Genomic DNA, 16,581 nt, shown 5'->3' with positions numbered 1-16,581 from the left:
ATCACACTTTAAAGAACTCGACCTATCAACCACACTAACAATCAACAACAGAAAAATAGAAATAAAAATAAACGATAAGAAATTTGGAATAACAAGAAAAATACTAAAAAGAAACTTTGATGTAGAACAAATAATAAACTTCGTAGAAAAAGAAACAGGAATAACAAGAAGTTCATTCCTAACAAAAGTAGATCATGGAGTAAAAACACCAAAAGCACTATTCATACTACTAACAGGAATATACACAGAAAAAACAACATATGAAATTGGACATATACTAGAAGACATGTCCATAGAAGAAGTAAATGCCCTAAGCAATGAAGGCATTCACTTAGTACTACATGAAGATAAATACAAAAACATAATTGAAAAATTTTATAGTGAAAATAAATAGCAAAAAAATTTCACAACTAAAATAACACTAAAAAATTTTCAAAAAAATAAAGATATTCTAATACTTTTATTTAATTGTGTACAAGCCTTGTTAAATTCCTCTTAATTTTTCAAGAATTCATTTCCCCCTTAAATTTCATCCTATTTTATCACAAAATACACCTATAATTTCTATTACATTGATGACTGTCACCCTTAAATTAATGACTGTCACCTTTAAAGTAGAGATAGTATTTTTGCAACTAAAAGGCCTCCCCCTGTTCCTAGTACATATCCCATTAACGACATTAGTACTCCAATTGGTATTAATGCTTCGTTATATGATGCTGCTAGTATTGGAGCAGATGCTACTCCTCCTATGTTTGATAAGCTAGCAATTCCACAAGTGAATAAATCTAATCTAAATACTTTTGCTATTAGTATTAATAATGCTCCATGTATTAAAAGTATTATAGTTCCTGATATTATATATATTGGAGCACCAGATATTTCTGTGAAATTTGCTTTTGATGCTATTAATGCCACAATTATATAAAGCATTAAATTTGCAAGTTCAGATGAGCTAGGTATTTTGGATATGGGTGTCATTGCAATTATTACTCCAATTAATGTTACCAATAGAATTGCTACGGTATTTCCTTGTATTATTTGATTTTCAGGAATAAGTTGACCAATTTTTGTAGCTATAGATGCTACACTTAAACTCATTCCTAGCATAAATATTAAATTTGTAAATGTTACTTCACCTTTTTTGTTATTATTTTTCATCAGATTATAACCTATATTATCTATAGATTTTGTATCTGCTTTTGTCCATTTATTAAACTTTGGTGCAAAAGATACCATCCATAGTAAAAGCATTAACCATAATGAGTAATTTACTGAATCCATGAGTAATGTATATCCTAAAAGTGAATCTGGAATATTTAGGGCTTTTTGTACTGCAAGCATATTGCCTGTCCCACCTAACCAAGTTCCTGCTAATGCTCCAAATGCTTTCCATGCATTAGGTTCATAATAATTTTTAAATATAGCATATGTTACTATAAATGCTATAACTATTGTTGTTGCTGAAATTAAAAATGCAAATATCATCTTAGGTCCAAGTTTTATAATTTCTCTTATGTCACATTTTAACAGCATTAAAAATATCATTGCTAATAATAAATTATCCTTAACATTTAAATAAATAGATTGTATTTCTAAATTATCTTCCCATAATCCTAATGTTGAAAGTATCATTATTAAAAAATAAATTAATACTATTGAAGGTATATACTTAAAAATTTTAGATTTACTTTCACTTGTTATCATAATTACTATTGATGAAAAAAATATTAAAAAGCTAATATACCCAGCTGCTGATTTAATCAAACTCATCGCCTCCAATATATTTAATTGTTTACCCTTTAAATATAATCAAGTTCTTTATGTTTTATTCTATTTAAATTTCAATTACTTACATAAAAAAAGACTTAATAGAATTTAGCATCTATTAAGTCTTTAAAATTATCTTATATCTATTACCCTAAATGGATCTTTTACTGCAACTGTTAATGTAACCTTATTTCCATATCCTTCTAAAGTTCCAGTATATGTGTATGTTCCAACTTTTCCAGTATCTATAGTAGTACTATTCCATTTTACCGCTACATCCTTCACACTTCCATCTGTCATTGTCGCTTTTACTGTTGTTGGAAATGTAAATTTATCACCTTTAGTTATCACTGTGTTAATATTATCTACTTTAGCTATATTAGCTATAACTTTAACTGTTAATGTAACATCATGGCCCATTGCTACACCTGTATACTTTTTAGTTCCAATTTCACTTGTATCTAGCTTACTTTCATTCCATTTAACTTCAATCTCTTTTTTGCTATTATCAGCTAAAATGGCCGTAACTGTTTCTGGTAATTTGGCTTCTGATTTATGCTTAACTTCAATGGATTTGTCCTGTACTTTAGAAACTTCACCATATCTCATTTCAACTTTTAAAACATCAAGTATATTATCACCAACAATTGCTTGTCCACCTAATGCATATATTTCTTTAGACATTTTTCCTACAATATATTGATATGTAACTTCTGGTACATAATTGCTTTCAGTTAATATAACTGGTGATTCATTTATTGCAGCCAATGAACTTCCTGCTAATGCATCAGGATAATTTCTACCAGTTGATAAATATATTTTATTATAATCTATATAAGTATCAAATCTTTTCATAACAGCAACATTAGTTTCATATCTATCAATACCAGATACTCTTTCACTATTTGGGAATTTGCTCATTACAGCATTATTAACTACTCCCTCACCACCGACAATGTAACTCTTTTTTATACTATTTTCATTTATAAAAGTACTTACTTCTGCTGGTAGATTATCCGTAGCTGTTAATATTATAGGCATTCCCATACTTGCAGCAATTGAACTTATTGATAATGCATCTGCATAATTGTATCCATATGCAACTGCAACTCCATTCTTAACACCAATTTCTTTAGCTACATTAATTGCAGTTTCATATCTATCTTTACCTTCTATTCTCTCTACTTTTCGACCAAATTTACTTAGTTCTTCAGAAATACTTTCACTTACAACTCCTGAACCACCTACAATAATCACCTTTTTAGGATTTAATCTCTTTATTTCATCTTTAACTACTTCTGGCAAACTATTTGTTTCTGTTAAAAGAATTGGCGCTTCATTTTTTTTAGCTAATGGTGTAGCACTTAGCGCATCTGGAAAATCTCTTCCAGAAGTTAAAATAACAGTATTACTTCCATTTTTCCATCCTTTTTGAGATATTGCTACAGCGGTATCATATCTATTTCCAGTATCTCCGCCTGATAACCTCTCTGTCACTGAGTTCTCTATCTTAGATTTTTTACTTGCAGCATAAGTAACATTTATTCCACTAGCACTTATAACCATTGATAATGCTAACGCTACTAATAAACTTTGCTTTTTATTTATCATATTATCTCCTTCATTATAAACATGCACAAAGTATTTAAGTTTTAACACTTAGAGTTTCTATATTTTTTATATTAATTAGTAAAATTAACTCAATAAGTATTAACTAAACAAACTTAATTTATAGTTATACTTGGTCCATCTTATATCTTCATTCAATAGTAATTTAAATTTAAATTTTAAAAGTTAAATCTAAATTTGATTTTATATTTTCATATAATAATATTAATTATACAAAACTTCCCTATATTTATCGTATATAGTTATATATATTTTATCATTTTTTATTGTTTTTACAAAATGTTTTTATATTTTGCTTTAAAATTTATATTTTTATATTTAATTTTTCTTTTTAAAAGAATATGTAACAATTTGTTTTTTCAAGTCATAGTATATATAGAAAACATTAGAAAATAATGTTAAAGAATGTTAAACCATAGGAGGAGATTACGTATGAGTTTTAAATCACCTATAGATTTAAGTAGCTTAGATTGCAATACAAGACAAAAAATAGAAGCTGTTATGAATTTTATTAATTCTCAACAAAACAATGATTCTTGTGATAATTCTAACTTAGATGACAATACAAATAACTGTGAATATACTGATGATTGTTATCAAAGTGATTGTGATAATGACTATTGTTATGAAGATGATGGATGTCACTGTGGTGACATAGACCCTAATTGTGGTGGTTGTGCTTGCCCTGACAATCTTGTAGGTCCTAGAGGCCCTCAAGGTATTCCTGGCCCTCAAGGTCCTCGTGGTCCTGTTGGCCCTCAAGGTCCTCAAGGTCCTAGAGGTTTAAGAGGTCCTAAGGGTTGCCCTGGTCCATGTGGTCCATGTGGTAACTGTGGTGCTTGTGGTGCTACTGGTCCTACTGGTCCTCGCGGTCCTCAAGGTCCTCAAGGTATACAAGGACCAGCTGGAAGAGTTCCTGCTGGATATGGAATATCTTTAGGTGCTGCTGAAGGTACTACTGGTCAAACAGTTGCAGCTAATAGTCCTATATCATTTAATAGAGTTATAACTTCAACTAGAAATGCTCAAGTTAACACTCCAACTAATCAAATTAGAATAAAAGAGCCTGGTTTATACTATGCTTCTTGGAATGTAAGTAACTTAAGCAATTGCCAAACAGCAGTAGGTTTATCTGTAGATAATTGTGTTATGGGTTCAAGTTGTTCAAGTGTTCCTGGTTCTGCAGTATCTGGATCAACATTATTTAGATCAAATGGATGTACTGTAGTTCAATTAAAGAACCTTGGCTCTGGTCCATTACTAATAGGTTGTTGCAATAATGGATGTTGCTCTACAAATTGTTCACAAACTATACCTTATGCTGCTAATATAACTATTTTTAGAGTTTCATGCTAATTATTTATAAGTTTCCAAGTTCATATTTATAAGTATCAATTCAAAAACTTGGATACCATTAAGCGTGAAACTAGCTTTAAATTCTAAACTATAGCTTGTTTCACGATATAATTAATTAAATAAATATTTTAGTTATTTCTAATTTAATCAAATAAAAAAGGTAGTTCATTTTGAACTACCTTTTTTTTAATTTATTATAATTATTACATCATTATTTGTAGATGGACTTATTTTTCTTCTAAACTTAACTTCATATGGTTCCATTTCTAAGCTTCCAGAATAAACTCCTGCTACCTTTAATGTATAAATAACATTTGCTTCTATTGGCTCATCAAATTCTAATAAAACCTGACTACCTAATGTTGTTACACTTCTTACATTTATAGGTTCCTCTTTGTTAGTTTCTGGATTTTCATACGTTAATGAGTAATTACTAGCACTACTTGCTCCAACACCCATTAAATCACTAAATACTACATTTAATTTTGAATAATCATCTTTTATTCCTATAATGTCTTCTACCCTAGGTCTAATATTAGTTATATTAATTAAAAAGTCCTTTGGTTGAACAGCTACACCTGTAATATCCTTTAGATTCTTAACACTTAGTATATACTTTCCATTTTTATTTACTTCATCTGTTACAAGTGTTACATATCCACCAGTATTATTACTTGTATATTTTGCAGACTTTATCTTAACATAATCTGATTCATCACTACTATTAATTAGCATATAATTAGATGCTAACTGTACACTACTACTGTTCATTTTTGTGTCAAACTCTACAGTTATAGTTTTATTTCTTCCTTCTGAATCCTGCAATGTAGCATTATCCATACCAGGTCTAGATATAGCACCTGATTCTAATGAAATTTTTGTAGTTGTAATTTCTACTCCTGTTGAATCCTTTATTCCTTTTACTTGAAGTGTATATAATCCCTCATCTGTCACTGTTTTTGTTGTTACAGTTGCAATTCTAGTTATTGGATCATATTGTGCACTTTCAAGTGCTATAACTACATTATTTTGAGATACAAGTGAATAATTTTTAAGATTTTGTACATCTTTATCATTCATAGGTCTATCAAATTCAATTCTTATAATAAACTTGTTTTCTCCTAATTTATCTGGATTATCATAAGGTACTGGTGTAATTATTACTGGCCTATTTAAGTTTAATACTAATTTACTTTCAAATTGTTCCATAACATTTCCAATAGTATCTTTTACACCTTTTATTGTCATTGTACAAGTTCCATCTAAAGCTACATTTTGTAATACAATTCTAACACTATCTTTGTTTAGTGAATCATATTGTATTTCTCTAATCATATTTGTATCAGTCTTACCTGTTGAATCTTTTATTACATAATTTGTTTTTGTTGTAGCTGTCTTTTCATCCATTCTCTTACTAAAAGTAATATCTACAAATTTTATATTTTCATCAGATGTATTAGTAATTTCAAAATGTTTTACAACTGGTTTTGTAGTATCCTTTAAACTTATAGTTTTTGAGTATGGGTCCATAATATTATTTGCTAAATCTCTTATTCCCTTAATTTCTAATTTGTAACTTGAAGTATCATTAACACTTGGAGTAATTAAATGAACCTCTTCAGGTGAAGTACTACTATACTCAACTCTATATATGTTAAGTATATTTCCATCCTTATCTGTTATTTTGAAATTAGTTTTATCTAACGCATCTTCTTCTTTTATAGCTTCATTAAACTTTATTGTAATTTTCTTTTTAACACTATTTGCTCCAGTTCCGTCAACAATATCTAACACACTAGTTGATGCTACTTTAGGTTTCACTTTATCTGTTACTTTATCTGTTACTGTAACATTTTTTCGATTAAAACTAATTTGAATATTTTCGCCAACTACATTGTTTATTCTTCCCTCTATATGACTTATTTTACTTTCAGTTAAATCACTTTTAAAAGTTAATTGAACCTTATCATAACCATCTATACATTTAGCATCTATAATAGTTGTTCCTAAAATCTCATAATTTTCTTTATCTGATGCTGGCGTTTCCTTAACTATTCCATCAAATTCTAATATTATACTTCTTTTATCTTGAATAGTTAACGCTTTAACTTTAGTTGCTATTCTATCATCAAATATTTTAGAGTATTGAAGTAATATATCATTTGATACTGCTCCACCAACTCCAATAACCCCATTGGAAGTTATTCCTTTTAAATATTGCGATTGAGCTGAGTTTACTTTATCTGAAACTAATATTAATGGTGATGACTTTTTAGCTGCAAGAGGTCCTGTTGTAAGTGCATCTACAGTTCCAGGTGGTGTTCCTTGTGCTACATAGCAGTTTTCATATTCTAAATAGAAGTTGAACTTTTGAAGAACTTTTAAGTTTGTATCATATCTATCTTTTCCATAAACTCTTTCAACTCTTGGAAGCTCACTTACTACCTTATCATTTATAGTTTTATCTGATGCAATAACATAAGTTGCATCGGGATTTTTATTCACTATCCACTGCTTAACGCTTGGACTTATAGTCTTTTGAGATGCTAAAAGCATTGGCATGTTATTTAATGCTGCTAAAGGTGCCGCTGATAAAGCATCTGCCCCCTGAGTGCTTTCTTCACCAGATATAAGCATAACATCTGTTATATTTACAAATCTACTAAGTTCATTTGCTATTGCAATTGAAGTTTCATATCTATCCTTACCACCAAGCCTAGTAACCTTAATTCCCATAGATCTTATTTCATTTTCAATATTTTTACTTACTACCCCAGCTCCACCTGATATGTAAACAGTATTTACCTTTAATCTTCTTAATTCATTTTTTGTTGCCACTGGAAGTTTATTTGTTGCTGTTAAAAGTATTGGTCCATCAACAGCTTTTGAAAGTGGTGTACTACAAAGTGCATCTGAAAATCTTTCTCCATTTGCTATTATCGCTGTATTAGCCTCTTCCCAGCCTTCTTGACTAACTTTAGCTGATGTTTCATATCTGTCTTTACCATATATTTTCTTTACTTCAGTTCCAATGTTAACAGCTCCAAATGCAGGTGTAGCATTGGCAATTATACCAATACTTAGTATTACTGAAGAAATTATTTTCACTATTTTTTTCACATCATGCTCCTCCCTTTTATTTTAATATTGCTTAAACATTTAAATATTTTATACTTTATAATTTATTTTCACCATTTACATTATAATACATAAAAATATAAAAATTTATTTTAAACTTTCTTTTTTTTATATTATCTTCACTTATTTTATCGTATTATTAAATTAAAAATTTACATAAATCTAAGCATTTACAGCACTTTTATAAATTTTTAGTCTATGTAAATTATACCAAAAAAAATATAATAACAACTAAAATTTGTGCAAATATAGCACCTTTAACTTGTATAGGTAATACTTTAAATTTATTTTTTAAACTTTTTACTTTATTGAATATCCAATCTTTTATAGTATTGTCAAACTTCCCAAGGAAAGCTCCACAATTTTCACAATAACTGTTTGCCTTATTCATCTTACATTTACACTTTATACATATCATAAGAAAATCCCCCACTTTAAACCCTAAATATAATTAAACCATAACTGTAGTGCTGTAAATGATTAAACGTTTTCAGACAATTCTATTATATCACCAAATATATGTAAATTTAAGGTTATTATATTTAATATTTAATGTAGTTTTTGTGTAATATTTTACAAAATAAGAAAAGCTTGTTATTCCCATATAACAAGCTTTTCACAGAATGGATTAAAAATAATTTAATTTTTTCAAATCGATTCGGGTCAACTGATATAAACCCGCATTTTAAATTCATTATTATTATAATCCTTTTATCACACTTATTCAATACAATTTTCTAAATATTTTAAAATATAAAGCTAAAATTTTATTTTTTGTATTTATTTTAATTTTTTAGAAAGTTTTCTATATTTTTTCATGTGTGAACATTGTAACTTTAGTTTAACTTTAAGCTTTCTGCCACAGTTCTTTTATTACTATATACTATAAAATTATTGTTTTTGTTCTTTTTTGTAAAATAATTTTTTATTTTTTTATTTATATCTTATATTTTTCTAAATTATTTTTTATGCATGTATATATATTTGCTTAATTAAGTACAAAAATTCTTCAATATTGAAAAAAAAATTTTTATAAATTTCATTTTATATGCTTCAAATTAACTTGTTAATAAACTTAAAACTTAGTTTTTACATAATATAGGGTTCCAAGTTCAAATTCAAAATAACAAATTTATCAATTGAAAAGCTTTTTTCTTGGAATGCTATTATTCTCATTTAATATTTGAATAATTTCATTTTTCAGCTTGGAACCCTATATTAGCGTAAAAAAATTAATGCCCTATTAAATAAGGCATTAATTTTCGAGATTCAATTTTAGTGAAGTTTCCTTCCAATACGTCTCTGTATTAGTAAAGTTATTTTAGTGTTAGTTTGGGTTTATTTGTAAATTTATTTTATACATTTATAATATCATATCTGTTATTGGTTGTTAGTCGAATTATGTACTATCACTATTATTATTTTCCTTTTTTATTTGAGTTTTTTATCGCTTTTTTTACAAAGTTTATTTCACAATTCTTTTGAACTTAATTTCAAAAAATATATTATCATATTAAATTAAAAAGGATTATGAATACATTAAAAACATATTCATAATCCTTTTTTATTATTGTACTATCTCAAATTCTACTGTAGCTGGATCCATCTGATATCCGCCTTTATTCCTTATTCCACTTACTGTTAAACTATGTTTTCCAATATTAACATTACTTAAATATAATGTTACAGTTGACTTACTTCCGTCATAACTATATCTTGCATCTTCTATGTTAGTATTTAAAATACCTCCACCTACATAGCTTAGTGAATAATTAAGAACATCAGCTGCATCTCCACTATTTAACTCTTGATTAAATGTAAGAATTACTTGTCTTCTTGTTGGGTCAGTATCTCTTCTTACATATGGTGCTTCAGTTATCTTTGGTTTTTCAACAACTAGATTTCTAAGTTCTAATGGTGTTCTTGCTAAAGTGTTTCCTGATAAATCATTAACTCCTGAAATCTCTAGAGTGTAATCACCATCATATTTTAAGTTTATAACTTCAATAACTACCCTATCTCTAGAATCCTCATCAAACTCTATTGATCCAACTGCACCATTTATTGGTTTACCTTGTGCATCTAACAATGTGTAATTCTTTTGTTGAGTTGCACTAATCTTATCTAATTTCTTATTAAATATAATGTCTATCTTCTTACTATTGTAGTAAATACCTGATTTAACATTGTATTCTATAACTTTAAGTGATCCTGTATCAAATATATCTAAGTATTCACTAAATGGTTCCATAATATTTTCTGCAAGATCTCTTATTCCTGAAATTTCAACTAAGTATCTACCTGCATAATCTAAACTTTCAGTATATAAAGTAACTTGATCTTCATTTTCAACATCAAACTTAATATCTTTTATTGTTACATAAGTTCCATCTGTTCTTCTTATTTTGTAATTTAAAATTTTTCTAGCATCTGCTTCTAATACTTTTTCTGAGAATCTAACAAGAATTTTATTTCCACCTTCATCTACAGTGTCTAATGTTTCTACACTTGTAACTCTTGGTCTATCTAAATCTGTTACATTGTCTACTATATTAGTATTTCCTTTATTAAAGACTACATCCATATTTATACCTAATATATTTTTAGCTTCTCCTTCAAAGTTTAAAAGAGCACTCTTATCTAAATCATATTTAAGTCTTAAAACTGCAGTTCTATAATTTGGTTGTATTGTTGCTGATTGAACCATACTTCCACAAACTATATAATTTTCTATTTTAGAAGCTTGATAACCATTAAGCACTCCATTAAAGTCAATAGTTATTCTTCTTTTATCATTTATTGTAACTTTACTTATTCCTGTTGCTATTTCAGAGTTTAAAACTCTTCCAACTTGGAATACAGTATCATTAGCAACTTGTCCACCTATAGCAACAAGCTTAGATGGTGCATATTTTTGTAGAAAACTTTGTAAGCTTGGTTCAACTCTATCATTTATTAAAACTAAAGGATTTCCCTCTTTTGCAGCAATAGGTCCTGATGTTAATGCATCTATAACCGCTGCTTGTTCTCCTTTTGCCAAATATACTTTTTCAAAGTCAATATAATTAGCAAACTCTTCTAATATCTGAAGATTAGTTTCATATCTATTTCTTCCGTATATTCTCTTGGAATTTACTGCTTGTTTAGCTACTGTATCTGATAAAACACCTGAACCACCAATTACATATGAAACATGTACATGGTTACTCTTAATCCAATTTATTGCTGAAGTAGTTAAAGATGTCTTTGTGCTTAATATGATTGGCATCTTAGCTTCTCCTGCTATAGGTGCTATAGATAATGCATCAACCCCTTGAGATGCTTGTTCTCCAGATGCAATTACAACATCTTTTATTGCTGTATTTCTTTTTATTTCATTTGCTACAGCTACAGATGTTTCATATCTATCTCTTCCTGCAAGTCTTGTAACAGTTAATCCCATACTTTTCAGTTGTGATTCAATGCCTGAACTTACAACTCCAGTTCCACCAACTATGTATGCTCTTCTAGCCCCAAGTCTTTCTATTTCTCTTTTTGTTGCTGTCGGCATAGAATTCGATTCCGTTAAAAGCAACGGTGCATCTACAATTCTTGATAATGGTGCACTACAAAGTGCGTCTGCAAAGCCATAACCATTTGCTATAATTACATAATTACTATATCCCCAGCCATCTTTACTAACTTCAACTGCTGTTTCAAATCTATTTCTACCATAAAGCTTTTTTAATGACAAAAGGTCATTATTCGCCGCAAAAACTTCTGTTGATGTAAAAATAAAACTAAAAACCATCATAATTGTTAATAAAATACTAGGCATACGTTTTAGTTTTTTACTCATATCCGCTCTCCCTTCAAATATTAACTATATCAAATGTCTAATATTATAATTATTTTGTTTTTATTGATATTAAAATTATCGAAAGATATGTACATTTATTGACACTAACTTACGATTTATTTTATCCATTTAACACCATTTTATATTTTACCATATTTTTGTTTTTTTCAACATAAAAAGCTAACAAGTTATTTGTTAGCTTTTTATATTTATTGTTTTATGGTACATCTGGTGGATCTAAATTTGTAACTGTAACTGGAACATTTATTCCTGATTTTATAATATTTATATTTGTATCTACTATTAAATTATATCTTAATAAACTATCATTTGATAAATTATCTTTTGATGAGTTATTTCTCATAGGATAATATCCTGTAACTGCTTTAAATATTTTATTGCTTGTCATAAAGTTACGGAAATTAATTATATCTACTGTTTTACTTGTAAACACAAGCGTAACCTCATTTTCATTTTTAGTTGAAGATGAAACAGCTGGATAATTAATAAGTCTACTACTTCCTGCATTAATTTTAACTGTATTAAACCATCCTTCTTTCACACTGTCTTCATTAACATCACCATTAAATGTAAATATTAATTTATCAGTATTATCTTTTTCAGAATATTTATATTCAATTTTTTGAAGTTCTGTATCTGATTGATTTTCTACATTTGTAGCATATTCTAATTTAGTACCTTTTAAATCTATACTTTCTCCAGCTTTTATTGCCCATCCTCTAGTATCTTTAACAACATTTGTTGTTGTTGATGCTGATGTAACAACTTTTAAATTATCCCCACCGTTTATAATGAAGCTTAAGAATTCATCTCTATCAGTGTTCTTACTTTCAGAAGAATAATTTTCTAAATCAAATGTTATAGTTACTGATTTAACTGAACTAGCATTTGATGATTTCTTAACTGTTGGATACTTACTTAAAACAGAACTTCCACTAGCTATTTTTATTGAGTTTTGTATATAATCTTCAACTGATTTAATACTAACTGGATTACTAAAATCTAAAGTTAATGTTTTAGAACCGTAGCTAAAGGTTGCACCTAAAAGTTTTGTTTCCATATTATCTCTTAATAGAACATCTGAAATTGCTACATTTGCTAGTGATTTTCTTCCAGCTGATGCATATATATTCATAAGTTTCATGCTTGCAATTTCTCTCTTATTTCCAACTCCACCAAAGTCTAAGCTATTTCTTTTAAATGATATTCTTCCTACATTTTTAACCTTATCATCTACATGATATAGTATATTACTTGCTGGAACTTTAGTGTCGTCATAAGCAACTTCTATATTTGCCCCATATACGTTAACAGCTTCACTAAACCATACATTGTATTCAACATCTCCAGCAACACCTTCATTTGGATCATATTTAGAAATATATCCAACATAAACATTTTCTCTGCCTACATCAAGTGAAGTTTTGCTATTTGCATCTAAGGCTTCATTATCATCTTTATTTCCCTTGTATACAACTCCATTTGCATCTTCAAATGCTGGTATATTGTTAGTTTTAACTTTTAAATCTTTACCTGATATTAATTGATTAATTCCATTTAACTCGCTAGGAGATCCACATATTATAGTGGCATCTTTGTTAAATGTATAAGTTATACTATCAACATCATAATCTGCTTTTACAAATCCAGTAAGAGCATTATTACTTAACGAAACTTTTTGCACTTTACCATTTACATCTAAATATTCCATGTTAGATGTAAATTCAAAAGTTTGTACTAAAGTATCTGATGTTAATATTTTTGAATCTGATTTTAAATTTAATTTCTCATCAAATTTAAAAGTAATTTTTATTTTTGAATTATCATCTTCATCATCTTTTATTGTTGTGCTTATAAGTTTTGGAGCTGTATTATCTCTAACTGTTACATTTGCAACATTTTCAGGTAGCACCGCTCCACTTTGGGCTTTAACATCCTTAACAACCAATGTTTGATCTGCAAGGCCTGTTACTGTATTTCCTTTATTTATATATCCATTTCCAAAAACAACTTTTACAACTTTTTGGTCAGATACATTAGTTTCTGGATTAGTTACAAGCATTGCATCAGATGCTTTTTCTGCAACTCCTTCAATTGAGAAATTATCTACACTTGGTCTAAATATTTTTTCATTGAAATAAACTAAATATTCATTTATACCTGGTTTATTATCTGTATTTAATTCAACAACTTTGTCTACTTTAAATCCTTCATAAATTGGTTTTATATGAATATCTCTCTCAACATATTGATCATCAAGTTGCATATTATCTTTAAAATCTGTGGCACTTCTTATAGTAAGTTTATAAGTTGCACCATCTGGATAATCTGTGTCAACTAATCTATGAATTTTTAATGCATTGTAACTTATTGTTACTAAACTTCTATTTGTTTCATTTAATTGTAATTCTGAACTAGTATTAAACTCTTCAGCTGGTTTATTTCCTAAAAGTCCACCTTTGATTGTTATAGTTGGCTTAGTTTTTAATGGTTCACTAAACATTATTTTTACAACACCATTTACACTATCATAAGTTGTACTTATTACTTCTGGATTTACATTGTCATGTAAAGTTACTGTATTATCATATGGCACAAATTCAACGCCATCACTAGTTTTAACATTATTAGTGATTACAACTCTGTACTGTCCATTGAAATTTTTATCATTATTAAACTCTCTCTTTACAGTTAAAGTTCTCTTATCTGGTGAAAAAGTTCCATATAACTCATCACTACTTACAATTTGGCTATTAGTGTTGTGACCACTTCCCTCAGAAGTTATTTTTATATTGCTCTTTAGTATTTTACCATTAGCATCTACAACTGTTGTTTGATCTACTGGTGATGCAAATGTTACTATAAACTCCTTAGCATTTTTAACTTTAACTTCTTCTACTTTTCTTTCTTCACCTGGCTTCATAAGTCTTAAGCTACCAGCATATCTTATCATTTCTAGATTTCTATAATCTGTTCCACCTGATACTACAACTTGTACAGTTTTACCAATTGATTCAAGTTCATTTAGTTTTTCTCTTTTAAGAATTATAGTATCTCTTGTCTCTGCAAATTCCACATTATTATCCTCAGTAACTTTTTTGCCATCTAAAGTTATCACTGGGAAGTTTTTCATTGGTTTTGTAAATGAAATTGAAAGATTTCCATATACATCATCATAAACTACATTTTTAACTTGTGGTCTAACAGTATCTCTTATTTGCAACTCAATGACATAAGGTTCCATTGAATATCCTTTTTCTGTTTTTACTTTATCCGTAACCCTTATAGTATATGTTCCATTAAATATCTTTGCTGTACTTAAATCTCTAGTTATTACTAACTTTTTATTATTCTCTTCAAGTCTTGCACTAAACTCATCAAGTCCTGTAATTTCTCCCTCAACAGAATTGTCTCTCGCTGAAATTTCTATTGCATCTTTTCTTAATTTTCCGTTTTGTATTACTGAATCTTTATTTATTGGACTACCAAAGAAAACTTCTATTTGTTGACAATTTAAATAATCAATATAAGAAACTTCTGTTGGGTCAACTTCTTTAAAATTTAATGCCTTAACAACTCCATCAACTGCATTAATACTAACTCCACCACCAACTTGTGTTATAGCTTTAGTATTTCTTGGTTTTAAATATTCCTCTTGCCATGGATCTAAATTATTTCCAACTAACATTACTGGTGAATTTTGTTTTGCTGCAACTGGCCCTGCTGCAAGTGCATCTACAAGTTCACTTGCTCTTGCTGCTCCATCCTTTGCTAAGTAAATATTATATAGTTCTGTTTGATTAAAGAAATGCTCTAAAACTCTAGCATTTGTCTTCCATCTATTTACACCATATAATCTTTGTGGGTTTTTTATGTTGCTTTCTAAATATCTAGAAATAACTCCTTCTCCACCAATTATGTAGCTTTTAGTTATACTCTTGCTATTTATCCACTTTTCTGCCACACCTAATTCATCTTTAGATGATAATATGATTGGCATGTTTCTTATAGCTGCTGGTGATGCTACTGAAAGTGCATCTGCAAGTCCATTGTATCCATTAACTACAGCTACCTCACTTACACTTTTAATCTTGTCTATCTCTCTAGCAACATTAAGTGAAGTTTCATATCTAGTTTCACCGTAAATTCTATAAACATTGTATCCTATTTTCTTAAGCTCACTTACTACATTATCAGAAACAACACCTTTTCCTCCAACAATGTATATATTGCTTGCTTTTAATCTTTTAATCTCTGACTTTGTAACATCTGTCAACCTGTCTTTTTCAGTTAAAAGAATTGGTGCTTCTTTTAACTTAGCGAAAGGTGTAGCTGAAAGTGCATCAGCAATTGATTCACCATTTACTAACACGATATTACTGCTTTGTTCAAATCCATATTCACTAACCTCAGTAGCAGTTTCAAAACGAGTATTTCCAACTAATACATTTTTATCTATAGCATATGCAGTAGTTGATATAATCATCATCATTGAACAAGCTGCTATCGTTAGTGATTTCCATCTTGTTTTCATATAATCCCCCCATCTTTAATAGATTTAATAATTTTATATAGTTAATTACACTATTTTTCAAAATTACATATATAAAATTATCGTCTAAAACTGAATAAATTTTAGCTTAATACATAACTTTATTCCATTTTACATTTTACAACATATTCCAAATAAAATTAACCCCTATTTTCCCTATTTTTCTTTCTATCACCAAATTCTATTTTTATATCAAAAATAGACCATTAAAAACCTCTTTTCCCTTTGAACCGAAATTGATATTTTTTTAATATTGCTACAAAAAATAAATTAAGTC

The 16,581-nt window shown here is 28.4% G+C and carries 7 protein-coding genes and 1 pseudogene; 2 read left to right on the top strand and 6 right to left on the bottom strand.

All coding sequences use genetic code 11. From position 1 onward, the window contains the following. Window positions 1-394: pseudogene (locus AC07E4_RS13150) on the top strand (hypothetical protein); the annotation flags it as partial. Window positions 395-609: 215 nt separating this feature from the next. Here the strand turns inward: AC07E4_RS13150 and AC07E4_RS13145 are convergent. Together AC07E4_RS13145 and AC07E4_RS13140 are read right to left on the bottom strand one after the other, a co-directional pair. Then, window positions 610-1,767 (bottom strand): DUF819 family protein, encoded by a 1,158-nt coding sequence (locus tag AC07E4_RS13145; RefSeq protein WP_478216624.1) that lies wholly within the window; start codon window positions 1,765-1,767, stop codon window positions 610-612. A gap of 135 nt (window positions 1,768-1,902) precedes the next feature. Further along, window positions 1,903-3,381, bottom strand: a complete 1,479-nt coding sequence (locus tag AC07E4_RS13140) for a cell wall-binding repeat-containing protein (RefSeq protein WP_478216623.1) — start codon at window positions 3,379-3,381, stop codon at window positions 1,903-1,905. A gap of 450 nt (window positions 3,382-3,831) precedes the next feature. Here AC07E4_RS13140 and AC07E4_RS13135 point away from each other — a divergent pair, with 450 nt between their 5' ends. After that, complete coding sequence (locus AC07E4_RS13135; RefSeq protein WP_051540538.1) at window positions 3,832-4,755, top strand: complement C1q domain-containing protein; 924 nt, start codon at window positions 3,832-3,834, stop codon at window positions 4,753-4,755. A gap of 186 nt (window positions 4,756-4,941) precedes the next feature. On the opposite strand, the gene AC07E4_RS13130 is transcribed toward AC07E4_RS13135, so the two are convergent. From AC07E4_RS13130 to AC07E4_RS13115, 4 genes are all read right to left on the bottom strand, one after another. Next, on the bottom strand, window positions 4,942-7,875 hold the full coding sequence (locus tag AC07E4_RS13130; protein ID WP_478216622.1) for a cell wall-binding repeat-containing protein: 2,934 nt from the start codon (window positions 7,873-7,875) through the stop codon (window positions 4,942-4,944). 223 nt (window positions 7,876-8,098) lie between these two features. Next, window positions 8,099-8,311: a hypothetical protein gene (locus AC07E4_RS13125; RefSeq protein WP_430830075.1), complete on the bottom strand. Its 213-nt coding sequence runs from the start codon at window positions 8,309-8,311 to the stop codon at window positions 8,099-8,101. Between the two features lie 1,149 nt (window positions 8,312-9,460). Further along, window positions 9,461-11,731, bottom strand: a complete 2,271-nt coding sequence (locus AC07E4_RS13120; protein ID WP_430830076.1) for a cell wall-binding repeat-containing protein — start codon at window positions 11,729-11,731, stop codon at window positions 9,461-9,463. Window positions 11,732-11,948: 217 nt separating this feature from the next. Beyond that, window positions 11,949-16,286 carry a cell wall-binding repeat-containing protein gene (locus AC07E4_RS13115; protein ID WP_478216621.1) on the bottom strand — a complete coding sequence of 1,446 codons (4,338 nt, stop codon included), beginning with the start codon at window positions 16,284-16,286 and terminating at the stop codon, window positions 11,949-11,951. Window positions 16,287-16,581: the final 295 nt, after the last annotated feature.

The sequence above is a fragment of the Clostridium amazonense genome (assembly GCF_056431285.1).
This window is presented reverse-complemented; position numbering and strand designations above follow the sequence as displayed.

Excerpts from the sequence above, each read along its gene's own strand:
- AC07E4_RS13115 (WP_478216621.1), bottom strand. The coding sequence starts at position 16,286 with ATGAAAACAAGATGGAAATCACTAACGATAGCAGCTTGTTCAATGATG.
- AC07E4_RS13140 (WP_478216623.1), bottom strand. The coding sequence starts at position 3,381 with ATGATAAATAAAAAGCAAAGTTTATTAGTAGCGTTAGCATTATCAATG.
- AC07E4_RS13120 (WP_430830076.1), bottom strand. The coding sequence starts at position 11,731 with ATGAGTAAAAAACTAAAACGTATGCCTAGTATTTTATTAACAATTATG.
- AC07E4_RS13125 (WP_430830075.1), bottom strand. The coding sequence starts at position 8,311 with ATGATATGTATAAAGTGTAAATGTAAGATGAATAAGGCAAACAGTTAT.
- AC07E4_RS13135 (WP_051540538.1), top strand. The coding sequence starts at position 3,832 with ATGAGTTTTAAATCACCTATAGATTTAAGTAGCTTAGATTGCAATACA.